The organism is Lactococcus sp. KTH0-1S, assembly GCF_052544945.1.
On the sequence record NZ_CP195165.1, the window covers coordinates 177,587 to 199,754 of the forward strand.

Here is a 22,168-nt window from a genome sequence, read left to right on the forward strand (position 1 = left end):
TGATGGAAAAAGAAGAACTTAAGAAGAAATTAAGCCCACTTGCTTATCGTGTTACCCAAGAAAATGGGACAGAGGCCCCTTTTGCTAATGAGTTTGATGATTTCTTTGAAAAAGGATTGTATGTTGATGTTGTGAGTGGTGAAGCCCTATTTACAAGTTTAGATAAATATCAATCAGGCTGCGGTTGGCCAGCCTTTACACAACCGATTGATAAAGGAGTTGTCAAAGAAAAACGAGATAAATCTCTATTTATGGAACGTACAGAAGTTCGTTCTAGTAATGCTGACAGTCATTTGGGTCATGTTTTTACTGACGGCCCCTTAGATAAGGGAGGTTTGCGTTATTGTATTAATTCTGCCGCTTTGCGTTTCGTTCCTTTTGACCAATTAGAAGCAGAAGGTTATGGAGAGTACATCAAATACTTTTCATAATTCTATACACTCAATAAAAAAGTTACTGACAGAAATTTTAATCAATGAAAAATGCTTCTGTCAGTAACTTTTTATAAAGCAAAAGAAAAATTCTGATGTTTAACATCAGAATTTTTTTATTTCTATATTTTACTCAACTGAGAAGAGATATGGATAAACCGGTTGTTTTCCTTCGTGGATTTCAACTTCAATTTCAGGATATTTTTTCTCAAGTTCTTTAGCAATTTTGTCAGCGTTGGCTTTTTTTCCTTCTTCACCGATATAAATCGCTACAATCTCACTATCTTCATCAATCATTTGGTCAAAGACAGCAAAGATAGCATCATTCATTTTTCGTGTTGAAACAACAATTTTGTTATTCAACATTCCAAGTGTATCTTTTTTATGAATGTCGATACCATCGACATTTGTATCACGAATGGCCGTTGTTACTGAACCAGATTTAACGTCAAGAAGTGCATCAGTCATAGCGGCCTTATTTTCTTCAATTGAACGTGTAGGGTCAAAGCTCAAGAGTGCTGTAAATCCTTGAGGAACAGTGGCAGATTCAATCACTTCAACAGGAATTTCAGCTACTTCAGCAGCAGATTTTGCAGCCATAAAGATATTCTTGTTATTAGGTAAGATAATTACTTTTTCTGCGTTAACAGCTTCAATAGCAGTCAAAATATCTTCTGTCGAAGGATTCATTGTTTGCCCACCAGAAACAACATGATTAACACCCATTTCACGGAAAATATCAGCTAAACCTTCACCAGCAGCAATAGCAATTAAGCCCCAGTCTTTTTTAGAAGTAGAAGTTGAAACATTTGTTGATTTTGCTTCTTTTTCAGCCACACCTTCATTTTGCAAGCGCATATTGTCAACTTTAACTTTTACAAGACGTCCATATTTAAGTCCTTCTTGCATAACTAAACCAGGATCTTCTGTATGAACGTGGACTTTAACGACTTCCTCATCATCAACAACAAGAAGTGAATTCCCAATTCCTGCAAGATAAGCTTGGAAGTTATCGTGGTCGTAACTTTCACGAGAAGTTGGACCTTTACCAAGTTCAACCATGATTTCTGTACAATAACCAAATTTGATGTCCGCTGTTGAAGCATTGGCAACACTTTCGTGTTCAACATTAACCATACGGTCCATTGCGCCAAGTTCGGCCACAGGTGTTTCTGGTACGAATTCACCATTAAGCGCCATTAAAAAGCCTTCATAGATATAAACCAAACCTTGACCACCAGAGTCAACAACTCCAACTTCTTTAAGAACTGGGAGCATATCAGGAGTCATGGCAAGTGCTTTTTTAGCTCCTTCAAGTGCTGCTTCCATAATTTCAACAGCATCATCAGTTTCGTCAGTTTTGCGTTTTGCTAACTCAGCAGCACCACGAGAAACAGTTAAAATTGTTCCCTCAACAGGTTTCATAACTGCCTTATAGGCTACTTCGACCCCATTTTGAAGTGCAGCTGCAAGATGGATTCCATCAATTTCTTCGTAATCTTTAACATATTGAGCGAAACCACGGAAAAGTTGGCTTAAAATAACACCAGAATTTCCGCGAGCCCCCATAAGAAGACCTTTTGAAAGAATTTGAGCCACTTGACCAACAGTATCAGCTGGTTTAGAAGCAACATCTTTTGCCCCATTTGTAATGGTCATGCCCATGTTTGTTCCTGTATCTCCATCGGGAACAGGGAAAACATTAAGCGAGTTAACATATTCGGCTTGTTCGTTCAAACGGCTTGCCGCTGCTTGAACCATTTCTTGAAATTTACTTGCATTAATATTTGACACTAATCTTCAACCACCTTCACATTTTGTACATATACGTTTACGCTACTGGCTGTGATGCCAAGTTGATTTTCGAGATTGAAACGAACACGTTCTTGAATATTTTTTGCAACTTCGCTAATTTTTACACCATAAGAAATGACAACATAAACATCGATAGAAGTTTCGTTGTCAGCAGTTGTAACGACAACTCCTTTAGAATAGTTTTCTTGACGCAAAACACTGCGAACATTATCTTTAACAGCAGATTTACTGGTCATGCCGACTACGCCGAAAATTTCAGTTGTAGATGCACCCACAACCGTTGCAATGACTTCGGTAGCAATATCGACATTCCCGTGTTGGTTGTTGATAGTAACACTCATTTTCATAGCTGTACCGTCGTCAATAATTTACAAATTTTTGTAAATAAAGAAAAATTGACTGACAAACGGCACTTTCCTCCATATTATTTAAATATCATTACTCATTTTATCATACTTTTATAAAATAAAACAGCTCTTTTGAACTGCTTTTTGAAATTTACCGTCTGTCAGCACTAACAGAGCTGTCTGTAAATAAAAAAACCCCGTCAGATGACAGGATATTTTTGTGTTTTGCAAAAAACAAAAATTATACGCGTTCTACGCCTGCTGGCAATTTCTTCAAAGCTTTAGCTGAAGCCCATACAGTTTTGAGTTCACCGTTTTCAAGAATAGTAACTTTTTGAAGATTTGGTTTAACTACACGTTTAGTTTGATTCATCGCGTGTGAACGGTTGTTACTTGAAACAGTCTTACGACCAGTAAAATAACATTCTTTAGACATGATATTTACCTCCCATTAGATTTTTATGTGCTTAAAAACAACATACTTGTTGATTATAACATTTTTCAAATAAAAAAATCAAGCTTTTGACTATTTTTGGCTGTTTTTTTTCACGCTTTCTGATAAAATGAGATTATGGAAAATTTAATCGAAGAACTTACTGCTAAAAATAAAGAATACATTCATTCGGTAACGAAACAATTGATTTTAGTTGGGAAATCAGATGAAGAAGTTAAAGAAATATTGAATGACATTCTTCCGCAAATTATTGAAGGTCAAAAATCAGGAATTATTGCTCGTAAATTATTGGGAGCGCCAACTGAATTTGTTTCTCAATATCAACCAAAACTTGTTGACAGACCTGTCAGTGAAAAAAATGAAAATCCAGTTTTGATGTGGCTTGATAGTAGCCTGCTCTTTTTAGGATTTATTTCTCTTTTAAATGGAGTAACCGCGCTTATCACTTCTAAGGCCCCAGTTTATGGCTTGATTACAACAATCTTGTCAGCGGCAGTTGCTGGTTTGGTAATGTATATGATGTATCGTTACTTTTACCGTCCTAAAGCGGATAACAGTCGTAGAACTTGGAATTGGAAAGGTTTTGCAGCAACTACTCTGTCAGTTCTCCTTTGGATTGCGGTAACTATCTTCTCTGGCCTTTTGCCAACATCAGTTAATTTGCAACTTCCTGCAATTGCTTTAGTTATTGTTGGTCTTGTAGCCTTTGGAGTTCGTTGGCTCTTGAAACGTCAATTTAATATTCAATCTGCTTTGGTGGCTCAACCAAGAAGATAAAAAAGGAAGTCTCTAATTTTAGAGATTTTTTTACTTATATAGGTAGAATCTTTTCATTAGCATTTTAAAATAGTATCAGAAATGCCTATTTATCAACCTTTTATCCTCAAAATGACCACAGAGGGTTGTGTATTGATAAAAATTTTGTGTTATAATGTATATTGATTAATTATGATTATGGAGGTCCTTTGATGAAAGGGATTATTTTAGCAGGAGGGTCTGGAACACGACTTTACCCACTCACACGTGCTGCATCAAAACAATTGATGCCTATTTACGATAAACCAATGATTTATTACCCATTGTCAACTTTGATGTTGGCTGGGATTAAAGACATTTTGATTATCTCGACACCAACAGATACCCCACGTTTTAAAGAGTTACTTCAAGACGGTTCTGAGTTTGGGATTAATCTGCAATATGCGGTACAACCATCACCAGATGGATTGGCTCAAGCTTTTATTATTGGTGAAGAATTTATTGGTGATGATTCAGTTGCGCTTATTTTGGGTGACAACATTTATCACGGGCCTGGGATGTCTAAAATGCTTCAAAATGCAGCTGCAAAAGAAAAAGGAGCCACTGTTTTTGGTTATCATGTTCCTGATCCAGAACGATTTGGTGTCGTTGAATTTGATGAAAACATGAATGCTGTTTCTATTGAAGAAAAACCAGAAGAACCTAAATCAAATTATGCAGTAACTGGTTTATACTTCTACGATAATGATGTTATTGAAATTGCCAAAAACATTGAACCTTCACCTCGTGGAGAGCTTGAAATTACTGACGTAAATAAAGCTTATCTTGAACGTGGCGATTTGTCAGTTGAATTAATGGGCCGTGGCTTTGCTTGGTTAGATACAGGAACACATGAATCTCTCCTTGAAGCTGCACAATATATTGAAACAGTTCAACGGATGCAAAATATGCAAGTGGCAAACTTGGAAGAAATTGCTTACCGTATGGGTTATATTACAGCTGACGATGTTCTTAAATTGGCCCAACCACTTAAGAAAAATGAGTATGGTCAATACTTGCTTCGTTTGATTGGAAAAGACTAAAAAGTCATTATTAAAGTAAAGTTGTCAAAGTACAAGAAGGACAATCAATGCTAAAAAATATTTGGGAATGGTTTTTGTGGTTTACTGGTGTGACTGACGCAGGTTGGTCAGCGTGGTGGGGCGGATTTTTCAGCTGTTTGCCACTTTTTGGTGTCTTTGCTGTTGTTTGGCGAAGACTAAAATGTCATGCACCAGGTTGTCATCGAATTGGACTTCATCGCACAGCTGATGGACTTTATGTTCTTTGTCGAAAACATCATCCAGATGTACCTAATAACCTAACGCTCGAACACATTCAAAAATCACACGTCAATGCAAAAGCGAAAAAAGATAAGTGACTGAATGAAGTTAGCGTTGTTCTTGAATAAACTTTGAAAATAGTGATTAGAAAGAAAAATATGACTGATAATTTTTTTGAAAAAACATTGGCTGCACGAGAAATCAGCCAAATTCCTGGAATGTTAGAATTTGATATTCCAGTTCATGGTGATAATCGTGGCTGGTTTAAAGAAAATTTCCAAAAAGAAAAAATGATGCCACTTGGCTTTCCAGAAAGCTTTTTTGCCGAAGAAAAATTACAAAACAATGTAAGTTTTTCTCGTAAAAATGTTTTGCGTGGGCTTCATGCTGAACCTTGGGATAAGTATATTTCTGTCGCTGATGGCGGAAGTGTTTTAGGCGCATGGGTTGATTTACGTGAAGGAGAAAATTTCGGTCATGTTTATCAAACTGTGATTGATGCAAGTAAAGGAATTTTTGTTCCACGTGGTGTGGCTAATGGATTCCAAGTTTTGTCTGACACAGTTTCTTATAGCTATTTAGTTAATGATTACTGGGCACTTGAACTTAAACCTAAATACGCTTTTGTGAATTATGCTGACCCAACTTTGGGAATTAAGTGGGAAGATGTTGAAAATGCTGAAGTTTCTGAAGCTGATAAAAATCATCCATTATTAAAAGATGTAAAAGCTTTGAAGGCTGATGAACTCTAATGTTTGCTTTACATTTACGAACTAAAAAACGGTTAGAATTTTGGCAAGTTGAAAAAAATACTGACAGACCGAGCTGGTCCAATCAAGCATTTACTGACGGGGGCTTTTCTTGGAACGATAAATCGCTGTCAGTAAAAAATGTCGGTGGTTTACTCAAAATGACAGTTCCTATTGGCGATTATTTGGTCTTCAATGGAAAATATTTAAAAGCTGTGCCAAAGGCAAAATTTGTCAGAGAATATCGAGTAATAGAAGATTGAAACTTTATCGACGAGTTCGTCAGTAAAGCTGTGAGTGGCCAGATTATGTAATAGTCCTTGATTGTAAGTTTTTAGTTCAAAAATAAAGGATGATAACGGGTGGATATGAAATGGTTAAAATAAAGGAAGCTGTAAAAATTGCAACTTCGATGGCAACTATTGTTGGAACTGTAGTTACAGCAGCGCAACCAGCAAAAGAAGCTCTTGATGAACGAAACGAAAAACGCAAAGATTACGTTGAAATTCCTACTTTTTATGGTAAAGATTTTTCTGTAAGCTTAGATAAAGCGCAAGTAATGCTTGAAAAAATTGGCTTAGTCTCAGTTTCTGCTGAAATAACAAAACCAAGCATGAAGTATAAAGATGAAAAAAAATTAGTGGTCATAAAAACTATTCCCCACGCTAAAAAGAAAGTTGCTCCAGGTTCAACTGTGACAATCAGCTATCTAACCGAATCAGTTATCAAGGAGAGCCAAAAACTTTTTGATGAGCAAGAGAAACAAAAACATATAAAGGAACAGAATCGATTGGAAAAATCAGCTAAAAGTAAAGAAAAACGGGCTGAATCATTTTCAACTATTCATGAAAAATTTAGTAACACAACTAAAACTATTTCCAATAAAACCAAAGTTATCTCTTCAAAAATTCTCAAGAAGGATAAAATTACAAAGAATTAAAAAATTTTCTGCCAACTCTATCAGCAAGAATATAAATAATATTTTATAAAAAAGGAAAAAACATGACTGAATTTAAAAATATCGTTGTGACAGGTGGAGCAGGATTTATCGGCTCAAACTTTGTACACTATGTTTATAACAATCATCCAGACGTGCATATCACAGTTTTGGATAAATTAACTTATGCAGGAAATGTTAATAACATTAACATGTTATTTGACAGTGGACGTGTCGAACTTGTTGTTGGCGACATTGCAGACCCTGAAATTGTTGATCAAGTAGCTTCTAAAGCAGACGCAATTGTTCACTATGCAGCTGAAAGCCATAATGATAATTCATTGAAATCTCAAGATGAATTTATCCAAACAAACTTTATCGGAACTTATACCTTGATTCAAGCGGCTCGTAAATATGATTTACGTTTCCACCATGTTTCTACTGATGAAGTTTATGGTGATTTGCCTTATCGTGAAGATTTGCCAGGTCATGGCGAAGGTGAAGGTGAAAAATTTACTGACAAAACACCTTACAATCCATCAAGCCCTTACTCTTCAACTAAAGCGGCTTCTGATTTGATTGTTCGTGCTTGGGTACGTTCATTTGGGCTTAAAGCAACAATTTCAAACTGCTCAAATAACTACGGACCTTTCCAACACATCGAAAAATTTATTCCTCGTCAAATTACTAATATTCTTTCAGGAATCAAACCAAAACTTTACGGTGATGGTAAAAACGTTCGAGACTGGATTCATACAGAAGACCATTCATCAGGCGTTTGGACAATTTTGACTAAAGGTCGTATGGGTGAAACTTACCTTATCGGTGCAGACGGTGAAAAAAATAACAAAGAAGTTCTTGAAGATATTTTGACTCGTATGGGCAAAGATAAAGACGATTATGACCGTGTAACTGACCGTGCTGGCCATGACCTTCGGTACGCAATTGATAATAGTAAATTACGTACAGAACTTGGTTGGGCTCCAAAACATACTGACTTTGAATCTGGTTTGCAAGCGACCATCGACTGGTATCGTGAAAACGAAAACTGGTGGAAAGCTGAAAAAGAAGCTGTTGAAGCAAAATATGCTGAAACACAAAAAGTTTTGGAAAAATAAATTTTCTGTCGGTAAATAAGTGCGGGGAAGTGTGTAAATATGATTAATCATATTGGTGGTTTTGCTGTTAAAGACATTGAACGTTCAATTCGATTTTATGAAGCTGTGCTTGCTCCTTTGAGTTATAAACTTCATCATCGCTCCGAAAAATCAGCAAATTTTTCGGACAGCATTTCATCCGATCCCTTTGGTGATTTTGCAATTTATGAAGGACAACCTTTCTCTTTCCATTTGGCTTTCCAAGCCAAAAGTAATCAAGAAGTAGATGATTTTAACGAAGCAGCCATAAAGCTTGGAGCTAAAGGATATGGCAGACCTGGCTATCACAAACATTTTCACGAAAATTATTATGCGGCTTTTATTTATGACCCTGATGGTTATGCTATAGAAGCAGTTTGCCATAATAATCAACCGCACTAGGATTTAACATTTTTACTGACAAATCTGTCAGTAAAAAATTAAAGATTGGAGAACAAATGATTTTAATAACAGGTGGAAATGGGCAACTCGGAACAGAGTTGCGTCATTTACTTGATGAACGTGGCATGGCTTATACAGCAACAGATGCTAAAGAACTCGATATTACTGACAAAGCAGCTGTTGATAAATTCTTTGATGAAAATAAACCTGAACTTGTCTATCATTGTGCGGCTTATACAGCTGTTGATAAAGCTGAAGACGAAGGTCGTGAACTTGATGAAAAAATCAATGTTGATGGAACTAAAAATGTAGCCGAAGCGGCAGCACGTGTTGGGGCAACACTTGTTTATATTTCAACTGACTATGTTTTTGGCGGAACTTTGCCAATTGGCCAAGAGTGGCCGGTTGATGCACCAAAAGCTCCTGAATCTGAATATGGACGGACGAAACATCTTGGTGAAGAAGCAGTTGTGGCTTCGGGTGTAAAACATTACATCATCCGTACAGCTTGGGTTTTTGGTTCTTATGGACCAAACTTTGTCTTCACAATGCAAAACTTGGCGACACGTTTTCCAGAATTAACCGTTGTTAATGATCAACACGGCAGACCAACTTGGACACGTACACTTGCTGAATTTATGGTTTATTTGGTTAATGAAAAAGCTGATTTTGGTTTTTATCATCTAACAAACGATGCTGCGCCTGGTGAAGATGTGACTTGGTTTGATTTTGCCAAAGAAATCTTGAAAGACACAGATGTGCTTGTTAAACCTGTGGATTCAAGCAAATTCCCAGCAAAAGCAAAACGTCCATTTAATTCAACAATGAGTCTTGAAAAAGCAAAAGCGACAGGTTTTGTCATTCCAACATGGCAAGAAGCTTTAGCAAGTATGCTTGAAAAAGGCGATTTGCGTGAAAATAAAGATGGCGTAAAAGGCGAAATTAACAAAAAATAATGACTCTGTCATTAAAATAAACTAATTGAAAATTCTGTCAGCGACCTGCAAAAGCTCGTCAGTACTGACAGAATTCTCATTTTGAGAGGCTGAAATACTCACTAAATAAATTTTAGTGAGTAAAAGGAACAACATGAAAAAACACGTTTTTATCATTGGTAGCCGTGGCTTACCAGCGAAATATGGAGGGTTTGAAACATTTGTTGAAGAACTCGTCAAACATCAAAATAATAAAAATATAAAATATCATGTAGCTTGTCAAAGTGAGAATTCAGACATGGCACTACCTGGAGAACATTTTGAATATCTTGGAGCAGATTGTTTTGTAATTAAGTTACCCAAAATTGGTTCAGCACGTGTGATTGCTTATGATATTTTAGCCATTAATGCGGCACTTAAATATTGTAAAAAAGAAGAAATCAAAGCGCCTATTTTTTATATTCTTGGGAATACAGCAGGTGGATTTATTGGCCATTATGCTAATAAAATCCATAAACTTGGTGGAAAATTATTTGTCAATCCTGATGGATTGGAATGGAAAAGAACCAAGTGGGCAGCACCAATTCGTTCTTATTTGAAATTTGCTGAGAAAAAAATGGTGCGATATGCTGATTTGATTATTTCAGATAACGCAGGAATTAAAGAATATTTAACAAGTGAGTATGGACAAGTTGAATCAGAAGTGATTGCTTATGGAACAGAAAAGTTCAAGTCCGATTTGACAGAATCAGAAACTCTGGTAAAATATAAAGTTAATGATTATTATTTGATTGTAGGGCGTTTTGTGCCTGAAAACAATTATGAAACGCTAATTAGAGCCTTCATGAAAAGTTCAACAAAACGAGACCTTGTGATTATTACTAATCATGAAGGCAATGCTTACTTCAAAGAATTGCGCGAAAAAACGCAATTCGACAAGGATTCACGAATTAAATTTGTTGGAACAGTCTATAATCAAAACGAATTGAGATATATTCGTGAACATGCCTTTGCCTATTTACATGGTCATGAGGTTGGGGGGACAAATCCTGGATTGCTTGAGGCCATGTGGTCAACAGCGGTCAATGTTGTTTTAGGAGTCAATTTCAACCGGACGACAGCAGGCGATTCCGTCATTTATTTTGACAAGGAAAATTTACTGACAACTTTGTCAGAAGTTGAAAATTTGACCCCGGATGAAGGTCAAAGATTACACGAAAAAGCTCAGGCAATTATCGAAGAAAAATATACTTGGGAGCATATTTGTGCTCAATATGAGGGCCTTTTCGCTCCAAAGTTTACTGATGAGTCTGAGCCTTTAAGAAAAATGGAGAACCTAGCCAGAGGCGGAGATGAGAGTTAATATTTTAATGTCAACCTACAACGGCGAGAAATTCGTCGCTGATCAGATTGAGAGTATTCAAAAACAAACTTATACTGACTGGAATTTAATCATTCGTGACGATGGTTCAAGTGATAGAACCTGCGAAATTGTTGATGATTTTGTCAGTAAAGACAACAGAATTAAATTAATTCGAGCTGAAAATGTTGGGGTGATTAAATCCTTTCATGAGCTTGTGACAGATAATAACAATGCTGACTTCTATTTTTTTGCTGACCAAGATGACTATTGGTTGCCAGAAAAGCTGTCAGTAATGTTAGAAGAAACTAAAAAACATGATAATAGTAAACCGGTCATGTATTATACAGATTTGAAAGTTACTGACAGAAACCTTAATGTGACTTCGGAATCTATGATACGCAGTCAGTCTGAGCATGCAAATACAAAACTTGTTCAAGAATTGACCGAAAATACGGTCACAGGTGGAGCGAGTATGATTAATCATGAGCTTGCACAACTTTGGCAAAGCACAAATAATATTATTATGCATGATTGGTATTTGGCAATTGTAGCAGCTGCACTCGGTGAGTTGGTTTATATTGACCAACCTACTCATCTTTATCGTCAGCACGATTCTAATGTTTTGGGAGCAAGAACCCTCTCAAAACGGATAAAAAAATGGATACACCCAAACTTATGGTTTGAAAAATATTGGTGGCTCATTACAGCCAGTCAAAAACAAGCTCAAAAATTACTGACAGAAAATTTGTCACTAATGTCGGAAGCTGATAGAGCACTTGTCAGTGATTATGTCAATATTTTAAAACAACCCAAAGCAGAGCGTCGAAAAATTCTTGACCGATATAATTTGCGTAAAAACAAAAATTATCATACAAGTATTTTTCGCACACTTATCATCACAAAATTTGCATATAAAGGAAAAAAATAAATGAATTTCTTCAGCCGTAGAAATCAAATTCTACTTAAAGAGCTTGTTAAAACTGACTTTAAATTAAGGTATCAAGGATCTGTTATTGGATACTTATGGTCAGTTTTGAAACCTATTTTACTCTTTGTAATTATGTACTTAGTATTTGTACGTTTTATGAGATTTGGAGCGAGTACCCCTCACTTTGCTGTAGCACTTTTACTAGGGATTACGGTGTGGAATTTCTTTGGTGAAGCGACAAATGTTGGAATGTTATCCATTGTCAGTAGAGTGGATTTATTAAGAAAAGTCAATTTTTCGAAACCTGTTATTATCTTCTCGGTAGTTATAAATGCTTTGATTAATCTTATTATTTCTCTTATTGTTGTTTTGGGATTTGCAATTATCAATGGTGTTTCTTTTAGTTGGAATATCATTTTTGTTGTTCCTCTACTTATTGAATTGATTCTGTTTACTACTGGATTAGCTTTCATCCTATCAACTCTATTTGTATATTTTCGGGATTTAGGTCCAATTTGGGAAGTGATAATGCAAGCAGGTTTTTATGGGACACCAATTATTTATCCAATTACACAAATTTCTACCCACCATTTATTTGTTGCAAAAATTCTCATGCTCAATCCAATGGCTCAAATTATTCAGGATTTGCGTTATATCTTGACTTTTAGTAACAATACAAATCCAACACTTTGGCAACTTTGGGATCATTCTTGGGTTATTATACTTCCATATCTTATACCAATTTTTGTTTTTGTTTTTGGATATTGGTTTTTCATGAAGCATGCAAATAAGTTTGCTGAAATTATTTAATAAGGAGTTAAAAAATGTCTGAAATTGCAGTAAAAATAGATCATGTCAGTAAATATTTTCGACTCCCTACCGAAAGTTCAACAAGTCTTCGTACTACCTTAATCAATAGGCTCCGTGGAGTCAAGGGATATAAAGAACAACACGTATTAAAAGATATAAACTTTGAAGTAGAAAAAGGTGATTTTTTTGGTATCGTAGGTCGAAACGGTTCCGGAAAATCAACACTTTTAAAAATTATTTCACAAATATATACGCCAGAAAAAGGAAATGTGACTGTTAATGGGAAACTGGTCAGTTTTATTGAACTTGGTGTAGGATTTAATCCAGAACTTACTGGTCGTGAAAATGTATTTCTCAACGGAGCTATGCTAGGCTTTTCTCCAGAAGAAATTGGTGAAATGTACGATGAAATTGTTGAATTTGCTGAACTTAGTGAATTTATGAATCAAAAATTAAAAAATTATTCCAGTGGAATGCAAGTTCGACTGGCATTTTCTGTTGCCATAAAAGCAAAAGGAGATATTCTTGTTCTCGACGAGGTCTTGGCTGTTGGGGATGAAGCTTTTCAACGCAAATGTAATGAATTTTTTGTTGAAACCAAAAAAGATAAGTCGAAAACAGTTATTTTAGTGACGCATGATATGAGCGCTGTTCAACGTTATTGTAATAAAGCAGTTTATATTTCGGATGGCTTTGCAGCTGAAAATACAGATGTTCAACATGTAACAAATTTGTACTCCGCTGATAATTTGAAAGTAACTCAGCATGCTGAACATGATGCTCTAGCTGATAGAGTTTGGTTAACTACTGATTCTAAGACTTTATTAACAAAAACAAGCGATAAGCTATCTTTTACTGTACATTTTGAAGCAAACTCAGAGCAAACCAAAGCAGAAAAAAGACTTTATCTATCATATTTTCTTTATGATGCTACAAGAGGAGGGGCAGCTTATGAATCTCCAGCACAAGAAGTAAAAATTGGTGAGAGTATTTCTGCAGAAATTCCGATGGAAAATTTTCATAATACAGAATTTCAGTTAGGGGCGACGCTTCGTAAAGATCCATCCGATTGGGAAAATGATAACCCATTATCTCAAACTGAGGTTATAGCAGTGACTCAACCTGGTGAGGACATTCGATTTATCTATCGTAACCCTGAAGATAAAGAGGCAGCCAGTCTTCTGAGAACGCTCTGAAACAATAAAAGGAAAGGAGGTAGAAACAGTGCCAACAAATCTTGAACGAATGAAATATGTTCTAACTAAAAATCCGAAGCTATTAGTTAAAGCGCCAGGCAAAATCTTGCGAAAGACTCGGAAACATTTTCATCCATTGAAAAGTTTACAGCTGCAAATAAATAAAAATAAACGTAAAAAGACTCGTCGATTTAATAATTATGAAAATCCTAAACGAGTATTAATTTATGTAATTTATGAAAATCAACCTCAACTACAATCCTACAAGTTGTTTTTCTTAAAAGCTCTCGCAGACCTTTCTGATAAAGTTTTAATTGTTTTAAATAGCACTCTTGCTGACACTGATGTTAAAAAGTTAGAAAAGTTTGGTCAAGTAATCAGTAGAGAGAATACAGGCTATGATACAGCTGCCTTTCGCCATGGAATCTTACTTTTAAAAGATGAATTATCGAACTTTGATGAACTCCTTTTGGTTAATGATACCAATGTTGGCCCAATGACGGATCTATCAGCAGTTTTTCAAAAAATGTCTACTCAAAAATTAGATTTTTGGGGGATATCTTATGGTGAAAAGCAAGCAGATTTCACAGGTTTTAATCCTTATGGTGCCATCCATGAGCATCTGCAATCCTATTTTTTAGTTATTGAAAAGAATATGTTCCAAACTCCCGAATTTTTAAAGTATTGGGAAAATTTATCTGATACAAATTCTCGGAATAAAGCAATTGGAAAACACGAAACGGTCTTTACCAAATATTTTTCAGATTTAGGTTTTATTCATGGTGCCGTTGCTGGAAATAACGAAGATTCTGCTATGTATATTCATCCATTAACAATGCTCAAAAAATTTGATGTTCCGCTAGTTAAGTACACAGCGTTCTCAAATGATACAGATGATAAGTTTGCATGGCAAGGGTTAGAAAGAAAAACAGAAGTACCTGATTTAATTAATTATATTAAAAATGAAACAGAGTTTCCAAAAGAAATTCTTGATGAAGTAATTAACACCATTAAACATACTCCTCATCCTAAACATATTTTAATAATAGATGGAGTTGAAAATCAAATCCCGCAATGTACTAGGTATCGTGTCATTAATAAAGCAGAGCAGCTTCGAAGTTTCAGTCATGAGGTTTGGACTGTTAATGCAAGTGATTTTCAAATGGGCTACGCAGAATATGCGAGTCAGATTATCATTTATCGTACCCCTTATAGTGAACAATTTAAGCAATTGATTGAACTAGCTCATAAATATAACAAACCTGTTTTCTATGATATTGATGACTTGGTCTATGATACTAGTTATACAGATCAGCTAGACTACGTAAAAACATTAGGTAAACAAGAAAAAGAAGCCTACGACTCGGGTGTAAGAAGTTATGGTAAATTAATGGAGTTATGTGATGCTTTTATTACCTCAACAACTGATTTAAAAAATGAGTTATTAAAATTAGGAAAACCAGTTTATCTTAACCGTAATTTAGCAAGCGAAGAGCTTATATCGATCAGCGAACAAGTCATCGCTAAAACTATCAAAGATAAGAAAAAAATAAAAATTGGATATTTTTCAGGTTCAATTACACATAATGAAAACTTTGATTTAATTAGGTCTGCTATTCTAAAGATTCTAAAAGCGTTCCCTCAAACAGAACTACATTTAGTAGGCCATTTGACAATTCCTGATGAAATGAAAAATTACAAAAAACAGCTTATCGTTCATGATTTCCTAGATTGGACTCTTTTACCTTCTTTGGTTGCAGAGATGGATATTAATCTTGCACCACTAGTTGATAACGTGTTTAATCGCGCAAAATCTGAAATTAAATGGCTAGAAGCAGCTTTAGTAGGTGTTACCACAGTAGCAAGTGATATAGGAAGTTTTTCTGAAATCATAACTAATGAAACCACAGGAGTTCTAGTAGCTGATGGAATGTGGTATGAACAGTTGAAGGATTTAATTGATAATAAAACTAAATTGGAATTTTTAGGTAATAATGCTAAAAGAAAAGTGATTAGTACTTATAAAACAACGAAACATAAGGATGAATTTATAGAGGCAATTCATGGCTAAGTTAAAAAATATCAAAATTACTACTCTTTTTGTCAGTTTTTCATTATTTTTTGGTTTGATAGCAGCTATAATTATGCCGGTTGCTTCCGTACCTGATGAAACTTATCATTTTAATATAAGTTTTAATGAGTTTCTTAGCAATAAAGAGATGGAGAAAAATGTTGTAAATACCCCATCTAAGCAGCGACTTTTAGGGGCTGAAGACTTATTTGCTATTCGAGATACATCAGTCGCTGGTAGTGCAGATGATTTATTTAAACTTAGCTTTACACGTAAAGTGGAAGTTTTAGAACAGTCCCATTTTCGAATTAAATTTAATAAAGAGAGTCTACTACATCTTCCCCAAGCTTTGGGAGTTTTACTTGGATACCTGATCTACCCAAGTTATGGTTTAATGTTTTTTTTAGGAAGAGTATTTAACTTACTTTTTTATATAGGATTGATTTATATTGCAATTAAAAAAGCGGCTTTCGGGAAACTCCCTATAAGCGTAATTGCTCTCTTTCCGATTACTATTCAGCAAGCAGCCTCACTCTCTTATGATACAACACTTTTTGTAACTGTATTTCTTGTATTTTCATTAATGACAACAATTTGGTCAGGCCAACATAAAATTTCTTGGAAATGGGTAATCTACTTTCCTTTAATTTTATTAGGGCTTTATTTGACGAAAAAATCTGCATTAATTTTATTATCCCTACTGTTGACACTCCCCACAACATTCTTTAATAATAAAAAAATTCAGACATTGAGTCATCGTTTTTGGGATTTTTGGAATAAACACAAATGGTTAGTTCTACTTGTGTTAGTTCTTGGAAGTTTTGTAGTATTCCGTTTTCTCTTTCAATCTCACGGAGGTTTTGTGAGATGGGCGCACATTATGTTTAATACTTATTTTGCGACGTGGATAAACGGGAATTTAGACCCTATAATTGTCTCAGGTATGGTAGGAGCCTTTAGTGCGTTCAGTTATCGTTTACCAGAATGGCTCATTATCCTGACTTTTGTTATTTTGTCATGGCTGATGCTAAGTGATAAAAAAGTAAAAATAGATAATCGAGTAGTTTTCATCAGTAGTTGTATTTTTATTTTTAATATACTTATTACTGGAACTATGATGTATCTTGGCTGGACTGGCGGTAAAGGAAATGTGAGTATCGGTGAGCAAGGACGATATTACACGCCATTCTTAATTTATTTACTTCCGCTTTTCATGAAAATTTCTGAGAAAGTAAAAGTAGAAATAACTGGAACTTATCGAAAATTAATGGCTTTTGGATTATGTTTTGTAAATTTATCCCTATTCATTATATTGACGATTGTATTCTGGTTTTCAAAAGGTTAATTTATGAAAAACATTTTATTTGTTTCCCCAACAGGTACACTGGATAATGGGGCAGAAATTTCAATATTTGAGTTGCAAAAGCAGCTTAAATCAAAAGGTTTTAACGTTGTAAACGTGACTCAAGCCTCAGGAGATAAGCCCTATATCGAAGCTTTTGAGAAGGCTGGTATTAAAAATTATATGTTAAATGCGGTAAAGTGGTGGTGGGAAGATGCACCAGGTCCTATCCAAGGAACTGAAAGGGAACTTTATCACTATTATCGCGAACATCTTAATAAAATTCAAAAAATTGTTGATGATGAAAAAATTGATTTAATAGTGACAAATTCTGTAAACATGTTCCAAGGAGCTTTAGTCGCAGCAATAAAAAAAATTCCACATTTTTGGATTATTCACGAATTTCCAGAAGGTGAATTTTCGTATTATTTAGACAAACTGGATTTTATTAATGAATACTCAACAGAAATTTTTGCTGTTCAAGGACGACTTCAAGAAAAACTACAAAATTTAATCCCCAATCGTAAAATCTATGGTTTTTATCCTTATACCCAAACCACAAATGAAAATTTACGAAAAGGAAATAAAACTCGTCTTGTATCGGTAGGGAGATTAACAGAACGTAAAAATCAACTGGAATTAATTGAAGCTTTTCATAGATTAGATGATCCAGAAGTTGAATTAGTACTGATTGGAAACTTTGATAAAGATTATAAAGAAAAAGTTGTCAATTTTATTAAAGAAAATAGAATTAAAAATATAACTCTTGCTGGACCTAAAGCTCAACCATGGTCAATGGTAACAGACAAAGATATTTTCATTGGCCCATCAAAGATGGAAACCTTTGGATTAGTTTATGTAGAGGCTTTACTACATGGAGTTCCCAGCATTGTTTCAAGCAACCCAGGTCATCTGTCAGCATATGATATTTTTGGGTTCGGACAATTCTATGATAGTGGCGACGTGACTCAACTAACAAAATTAATCTCAAATACTTTGAATGATTTTGATTTAGAAAAACAAAAGTCTTTATCAGTTTTGAAGGATATTAAAGCTATTTATTCAGTAGAAAATGCTTATCAAGAAGTTATAAAACTTTTAGAAGTTAATTACGATTTAAATAATCAGAGTATTAGACATTTGGAAAAAATATTAACTACTAATGATAATAACTCTGAAAGTTTTATAGCGAAAGTTAAATATATGATTAAAAATGCGCTCATTAAGATGAGGATATTACGATGAAGTTGACAATCTGTCTAGTTGCATATAGTACAAAATTTACTGAAACTGTTAGTTACAAGCAACTAAATAATATGAAAAGTTCTATTAAAGAATCTCTAAATGTTATTATTTTTGATAATGGCTCAATTGATTTTTCAAGTGAAAAAAAGCCAAGTGACTTTTCGTCTATTGTATATTATTATAATCGAGATAATGAAGAACGTGGGACACGAATAGCCTACCAATATGCTTTACGAGAAACAAAAGATGAGTGGTTTATGCTGTTAGACGATGATACAAGGATAACGGAAACCTATATATGCAAAGTATTTGAAGAGTTAGGTCACTTATCAGTTAGTGCTATTTGTCCACAAATTTTTGATAAAGAAATCCAAATATCTCCTACATCTAGTGAAACAATAATGAATTTGAAGTATCCTAAAAAAGCTGGCAATTATGATGAAGATATTACTGGTATTTCTAGTGGGCTTGTCTTATCAAAATTATTCATGAAAAAAATAGGAGGATTTACTAACGAATTTCCTCTTGACTATCTAGACCATTGGATTTTTTGGCAATTAAGAAAACATCATCAAATTATTAAAGTGATTGATGAAAAGATTTATCATCAACTTTCAGTACAACGTTTAGAAGAATTATCAAAATCAAGATTTGTAAAAATTTTTACAGCAGAATACTACTACTATAAAAACTATCAGCCCGAGCATCTCTACTCAATTAGAAAGAAATATGTTAGAATGATAGTTAAAGGTTGGCTTAAGGGGGATATTTTCCCTGCAAAAGCACTCATAAAAATAATACTAGGAAAGAAATAAAATGGTAGAACCAAAAATATTATTAATTATACCAGCTTATAATGAATCCGAGGGAATTACGCAAGTTGTTCAGAAGGTTGAACAATATCGCATAAAATCAAAATATATGATTGATTATATTGTTATCAATGATGGTTCTACGGACAATGAAGAAGAGATACTTAGAAAAAATGAAATTAATCATGTTGAATTGATTCAAAATCTAGGTATTGGAGGAGCAGTTCAGACAGGATACAAGTATGCATTGGAAAAGGGCTATGACATTGCTATCCAGTATGATGGAGATGGACAACATGATATTGAAAGCCTTCCCTGTCTGATTGAACCATTGTTGAGCGGAGTAGCAGATTTCACAGTGGGTTCACGTTTCCTAGAAGATAGTAATTCAGAATTTCAGTCCTCAACTACAAGACAGGTAGGAATTAGAATATTATCTGCTTTAATATTCATGACTTCAAAAATAAGAATAAAAGACGTTACAAGTGGATATAGAGCAGCAAATAAGAAAGTCATTTCACAGTTTGTGGGTCGCTATCCGAGTCAATATCCTGAACCTGAGAGTTATATGCATTTATTTGCAAAAAACATTCGTGTAAAAGAGGTGGGAGTGCGTATGTTTGAAAGAGAAACCGGGACATCTAGCATTAATTTATTTAAAGGAATGAGCTATATGATAAGTGTATCTCTTGCTATACTTTTTTCTGCAATTATGGGAGGTAAGAGATCATGATGCCATTACCATTAAGGATTTTAGCCATTATATTGGCCGTTCTTTTTTTCATCTATACCATCCGACTTATTCGCAAAAATCTTGCTGAAGTTCGTCACATGTTGAAATGGTTTATTCTTGCACTGGTTATATTATTTGGTGCAATTTTTTCAGAATTTGCAGCAAAAATCGCTTACACACTAGGAGTGAAAACTTTAACTTCTTTTGCACTGTTCGTACTAGTTGGTATGCTTCTTGTTATTTCAATACGTTACCAAATCTCTCTGATTGCGGCTGAGAAACAGATTAAAACGTTGATACAAGAGGTTTCATTATTACGTAAAGAGGTGAAAGATACCGATTTAGATAATAGAGAAAGCCAAGAGTCAAAATTAAATCATACAACTAAAAATTTGGAGTAAAATAATCAAGTGAGTAAAATTTTAACAGTAACAATCCCTTCGTATAATACAGAAAAATATATCGATGAATGTTTGCCATATCTTATTGATGAACGAATCATCTCAGACATTGAAATTTTGATCGTTAGTGATGGATCAAAAGATAATACTGTATCCGTCGCACAAAAATGGGCAGATAAATATCCTGACTCAATTCGTGTAATTGATAAAGAAAACGGAGGACACGGTTCAACTATAAATCGTGGGATCTTAGAAGCAACTGGTAAATATTTTAAAGTAGTAGACGGAGACGATTGGGTTGTAACAGAAAATTTTGTCAAGCTGGTTGAATTCCTTAAAAAATCTGATGTAGATCTTATTAATAATCCCTATTTTGAACATGATGAGGTAACAGCAGAAAAAAAACTTATGATGGAATTAAAAATTCCGGCAAATCATATTATGGATCATGAGGAGATTATCGGAGAAATCAAAATTCCGCCCATGCATACAATTACATATAGAACTTCAATTTTGAAAGATAATGATATAAAAATTGATGAAAAAATGTTTTATGTTGACGTTGAGTATATTTGTTATCCATTACCTTTTGTAAAGAAATCAGTTTATTTGGATTATCCAGTTTATGTCTACCGTACAAACTCAGGGACACAATCCATGGCAATTGGTAACATGGTAAAAAATAGAACTATGCATTTAAAAATGACAAAACATATTTGGAATTTCATAAAAAATCTTCCTGAAAATATTTCTGAATCAGTGAAAAAAGTTTTGATTCAACGATTCTCAGAGCTAATCATTGCACAATACGTTATTAATTTATCCATTACACAAAAAATGGATAGAAAACAAGAAACAGAAAAATTTACGAAGTATTTAATATCAGAACAAATTTTAGATGTTCCAGAGGTTTTAAAACTGTCTAAGAGCTTGATTCAGTCTAATGGAAAGAATATTGTTTTAGCGGTAAAGATAAGAAATATTTTGCAAAACAATAAACTTTGGAGAAAAGTAGAACGTCATTTATTAAATAGTATTAAGAAAATGAGGAAATAGATGGTTGTTATAAATATTTTACTCTCTACCTACAACGGAGAAAGATATTTGTCAGAGCAAATTGATAGCATCATTAATCAGACTTATCCAAATTGGAAGTTATTAATCAGAGATGATGGCTCGACGGATAAAACGATAACTATAATTAATGAATATGTGGGTAAAGATAACCGAATAGAGTATATCAACCCACTTCAAGTTGAGAATGTAGGTGTTCACAAATCTTTTAAACGTTTAGCAGCATATAAGAAAGCAGACTATTACTTTTTTTGTGACCAGGATGACTTTTGGATGCCACAAAAAATAGAAAAGATGTTAGAAAACGTTGGTGAGTTTGATTCTAATATTCCTCAGCTATGGTATTCAGATTTTTCTTCCACAGATGAAAATTTGAATGTAATTCAACAAAATCTCAGAAATCCTAATGGTAAATTTGTGAACCCTCCACTTAAAGATGTTTTGGTTTGTAATGTCGTAACTGGATGTACAGCAATGATTAATAATGTTTTAAAAGAATTATGGCTTACTAACAAAGAGATTGTGGGTTATCATGATACTTTTTGTGGGCTGCTCGCGGTTACATTTGGTAAAGTACACTTTTTGGATGAAGTTCTAATTCTTTATCGACAACATAGTAATAATGCAGCTGGAATAGTTTCAAAAAAGGTTAAAGGAGTTCTGACTAAATTTTGGGATTTAAATCATACCAGTACGCAACGAGCAACAACCATTTTGAAAGAATATAATCAATTATTAACAGATTCCCAAAGAAAAACCTTGAATGACTTTGTGGGGCTCTCTAAAAATAATATATTTTATAGATTAAAAACAGTAGTAAATTATCGGTATTTATATTCTTTAGGAGACTGGAAATATACATTATTAATGAGAATATTACTGATAATTCGAATAGGGGAGTAAAATCAA

General features: G+C 34.2%; 25 protein-coding genes. 22 read left to right on the forward strand and 3 right to left on the reverse strand.

The window, feature by feature from the left end; genetic code table 11:
• Positions 1–2: 2 nt before the first annotated feature.
• On the forward strand, positions 3–431 hold the full coding sequence (gene msrB / locus ACRYLU_RS00895; RefSeq protein ID WP_058202898.1) for a peptide-methionine (R)-S-oxide reductase MsrB: 429 nt from the start codon (positions 3–5) through the stop codon (positions 429–431).
• Between the two features lie 129 nt (positions 432–560).
• Here the strand turns inward: msrB and ACRYLU_RS00900 are convergent, their stop codons facing one another.
• The 3 genes from ACRYLU_RS00900 to rpmB all read right to left on the reverse strand — a co-directional run bounded on the left by ACRYLU_RS00900 (position 561) and on the right by rpmB (position 3,029).
• Positions 561–2,225 (reverse strand): DAK2 domain-containing protein, encoded by a 1,665-nt coding sequence (locus ACRYLU_RS00900; RefSeq protein WP_445081075.1) that lies wholly within the window; start codon positions 2,223–2,225, stop codon positions 561–563.
• Complete coding sequence (locus ACRYLU_RS00905) at positions 2,225–2,587, reverse strand: Asp23/Gls24 family envelope stress response protein (protein WP_025016601.1); 363 nt, start codon at positions 2,585–2,587, stop codon at positions 2,225–2,227. Before ACRYLU_RS00905 ends, ACRYLU_RS00900 begins: the two co-directional genes overlap by 1 nt.
• A gap of 247 nt (positions 2,588–2,834) precedes the next feature.
• Positions 2,835–3,029, reverse strand: a complete 195-nt coding sequence (rpmB, locus tag ACRYLU_RS00910) for a 50S ribosomal protein L28 (protein ID WP_003129776.1) — start codon at positions 3,027–3,029, stop codon at positions 2,835–2,837.
• Between the two features lie 135 nt (positions 3,030–3,164).
• Here rpmB and ACRYLU_RS00915 point away from each other — a divergent pair, with 135 nt between their 5' ends.
• The 21 genes from ACRYLU_RS00915 to ACRYLU_RS01015 all read left to right on the forward strand — a co-directional run bounded on the left by ACRYLU_RS00915 (position 3,165) and on the right by ACRYLU_RS01015 (position 22,162).
• Positions 3,165–3,824, forward strand: a complete 660-nt coding sequence (locus ACRYLU_RS00915; protein WP_038598708.1) for a DUF1129 domain-containing protein — start codon at positions 3,165–3,167, stop codon at positions 3,822–3,824.
• A gap of 191 nt (positions 3,825–4,015) precedes the next feature.
• Positions 4,016–4,885, forward strand: coding sequence for a glucose-1-phosphate thymidylyltransferase RfbA (rfbA, locus tag ACRYLU_RS00920; RefSeq protein WP_010905191.1), 870 nt, complete (start codon positions 4,016–4,018; stop codon positions 4,883–4,885).
• Positions 4,886–4,932: 47 nt separating this feature from the next.
• Complete coding sequence (locus tag ACRYLU_RS00925) at positions 4,933–5,223, forward strand: hypothetical protein (protein ID WP_003129779.1); 291 nt, start codon at positions 4,933–4,935, stop codon at positions 5,221–5,223.
• A 60-nt stretch (positions 5,224–5,283) separates the two neighbouring features.
• A complete protein-coding gene (locus ACRYLU_RS00930; RefSeq protein ID WP_010905193.1) occupies positions 5,284–5,877 on the forward strand; it encodes a dTDP-4-dehydrorhamnose 3,5-epimerase family protein in 594 nt (197 codons plus the stop codon).
• Complete coding sequence (locus ACRYLU_RS00935; protein ID WP_445081076.1) at positions 5,877–6,137, forward strand: hypothetical protein; 261 nt, start codon at positions 5,877–5,879, stop codon at positions 6,135–6,137. The genes ACRYLU_RS00930 and ACRYLU_RS00935 overlap by 1 nt, the downstream gene beginning before the upstream one ends.
• 110 nt (positions 6,138–6,247) lie before the next feature.
• Entirely contained in the window at positions 6,248–6,814 is a 567-nt protein-coding gene (locus ACRYLU_RS00940) for a PASTA domain-containing protein (RefSeq protein WP_038598717.1), read from the forward strand.
• 62 nt (positions 6,815–6,876) lie between these two features.
• Positions 6,877–7,929, forward strand: coding sequence for a dTDP-glucose 4,6-dehydratase (gene rfbB / locus ACRYLU_RS00945; protein ID WP_015425693.1), 1,053 nt, complete (start codon positions 6,877–6,879; stop codon positions 7,927–7,929).
• A gap of 39 nt (positions 7,930–7,968) precedes the next feature.
• Complete coding sequence (locus ACRYLU_RS00950; RefSeq protein ID WP_038598720.1) at positions 7,969–8,349, forward strand: VOC family protein; 381 nt, start codon at positions 7,969–7,971, stop codon at positions 8,347–8,349.
• Positions 8,350–8,405: 56 nt separating this feature from the next.
• Positions 8,406–9,305: a dTDP-4-dehydrorhamnose reductase gene (gene rfbD / locus ACRYLU_RS00955; RefSeq protein ID WP_038598725.1), complete on the forward strand. Its 900-nt coding sequence runs from the start codon at positions 8,406–8,408 to the stop codon at positions 9,303–9,305.
• 133 nt (positions 9,306–9,438) lie between these two features.
• Positions 9,439–10,647: a beta 1-4 rhamnosyltransferase Cps2T gene (gene cps2T, locus ACRYLU_RS00960; protein WP_058205533.1), complete on the forward strand. Its 1,209-nt coding sequence runs from the start codon at positions 9,439–9,441 to the stop codon at positions 10,645–10,647.
• Positions 10,637–11,575 (forward strand): glycosyltransferase family 2 protein, encoded by a 939-nt coding sequence (locus ACRYLU_RS00965; protein ID WP_445081077.1) that lies wholly within the window; start codon positions 10,637–10,639, stop codon positions 11,573–11,575. The genes cps2T and ACRYLU_RS00965 overlap by 11 nt, the downstream gene beginning before the upstream one ends.
• Positions 11,576–12,385: an ABC transporter permease gene (locus ACRYLU_RS00970; RefSeq protein WP_038598736.1), complete on the forward strand. Its 810-nt coding sequence runs from the start codon at positions 11,576–11,578 to the stop codon at positions 12,383–12,385. It begins immediately after the preceding gene.
• Positions 12,386–12,399: 14 nt separating this feature from the next.
• On the forward strand, positions 12,400–13,581 hold the full coding sequence (locus tag ACRYLU_RS00975; RefSeq protein ID WP_445081078.1) for an ABC transporter ATP-binding protein: 1,182 nt from the start codon (positions 12,400–12,402) through the stop codon (positions 13,579–13,581).
• Between the two features lie 28 nt (positions 13,582–13,609).
• Positions 13,610–15,652, forward strand: a complete 2,043-nt coding sequence (locus tag ACRYLU_RS00980) for a rhamnan synthesis F family protein (RefSeq protein WP_445081079.1) — start codon at positions 13,610–13,612, stop codon at positions 15,650–15,652.
• Positions 15,645–16,997 carry a DUF2142 domain-containing protein gene (locus ACRYLU_RS00985; protein ID WP_445081080.1) on the forward strand — a complete coding sequence of 451 codons (1,353 nt, stop codon included), beginning with the start codon at positions 15,645–15,647 and terminating at the stop codon, positions 16,995–16,997. The genes ACRYLU_RS00980 and ACRYLU_RS00985 overlap by 8 nt, the downstream gene beginning before the upstream one ends.
• A 3-nt stretch (positions 16,998–17,000) precedes the next feature.
• Positions 17,001–18,239, forward strand: a complete 1,239-nt coding sequence (locus ACRYLU_RS00990; protein WP_104142799.1) for a glycosyltransferase family 4 protein — start codon at positions 17,001–17,003, stop codon at positions 18,237–18,239.
• Positions 18,240–18,310: 71 nt separating this feature from the next.
• On the forward strand, positions 18,311–19,054 hold the full coding sequence (locus tag ACRYLU_RS00995) for a glycosyltransferase (RefSeq protein ID WP_445081081.1): 744 nt from the start codon (positions 18,311–18,313) through the stop codon (positions 19,052–19,054).
• A 1-nt stretch (position 19,055) separates the two neighbouring features.
• Positions 19,056–19,784, forward strand: coding sequence for a glycosyltransferase family 2 protein (locus ACRYLU_RS01000; protein WP_143457963.1), 729 nt, complete (start codon positions 19,056–19,058; stop codon positions 19,782–19,784).
• On the forward strand, positions 19,784–20,185 hold the full coding sequence (locus tag ACRYLU_RS01005) for a DUF2304 domain-containing protein (RefSeq protein ID WP_445081361.1): 402 nt from the start codon (positions 19,784–19,786) through the stop codon (positions 20,183–20,185). Before ACRYLU_RS01000 ends, ACRYLU_RS01005 begins: the two co-directional genes overlap by 1 nt.
• A 9-nt stretch (positions 20,186–20,194) precedes the next feature.
• Complete coding sequence (locus ACRYLU_RS01010; RefSeq protein ID WP_445081082.1) at positions 20,195–21,241, forward strand: glycosyltransferase family 2 protein; 1,047 nt, start codon at positions 20,195–20,197, stop codon at positions 21,239–21,241.
• The gene (locus ACRYLU_RS01015) at positions 21,242–22,162 is read left to right on the forward strand and encodes a glycosyltransferase family 2 protein (RefSeq protein WP_098393093.1); all 921 of its coding nucleotides are present in this window, start codon (positions 21,242–21,244) and stop codon (positions 22,160–22,162) included.
• Positions 22,163–22,168 lie beyond the last annotated feature (6 nt).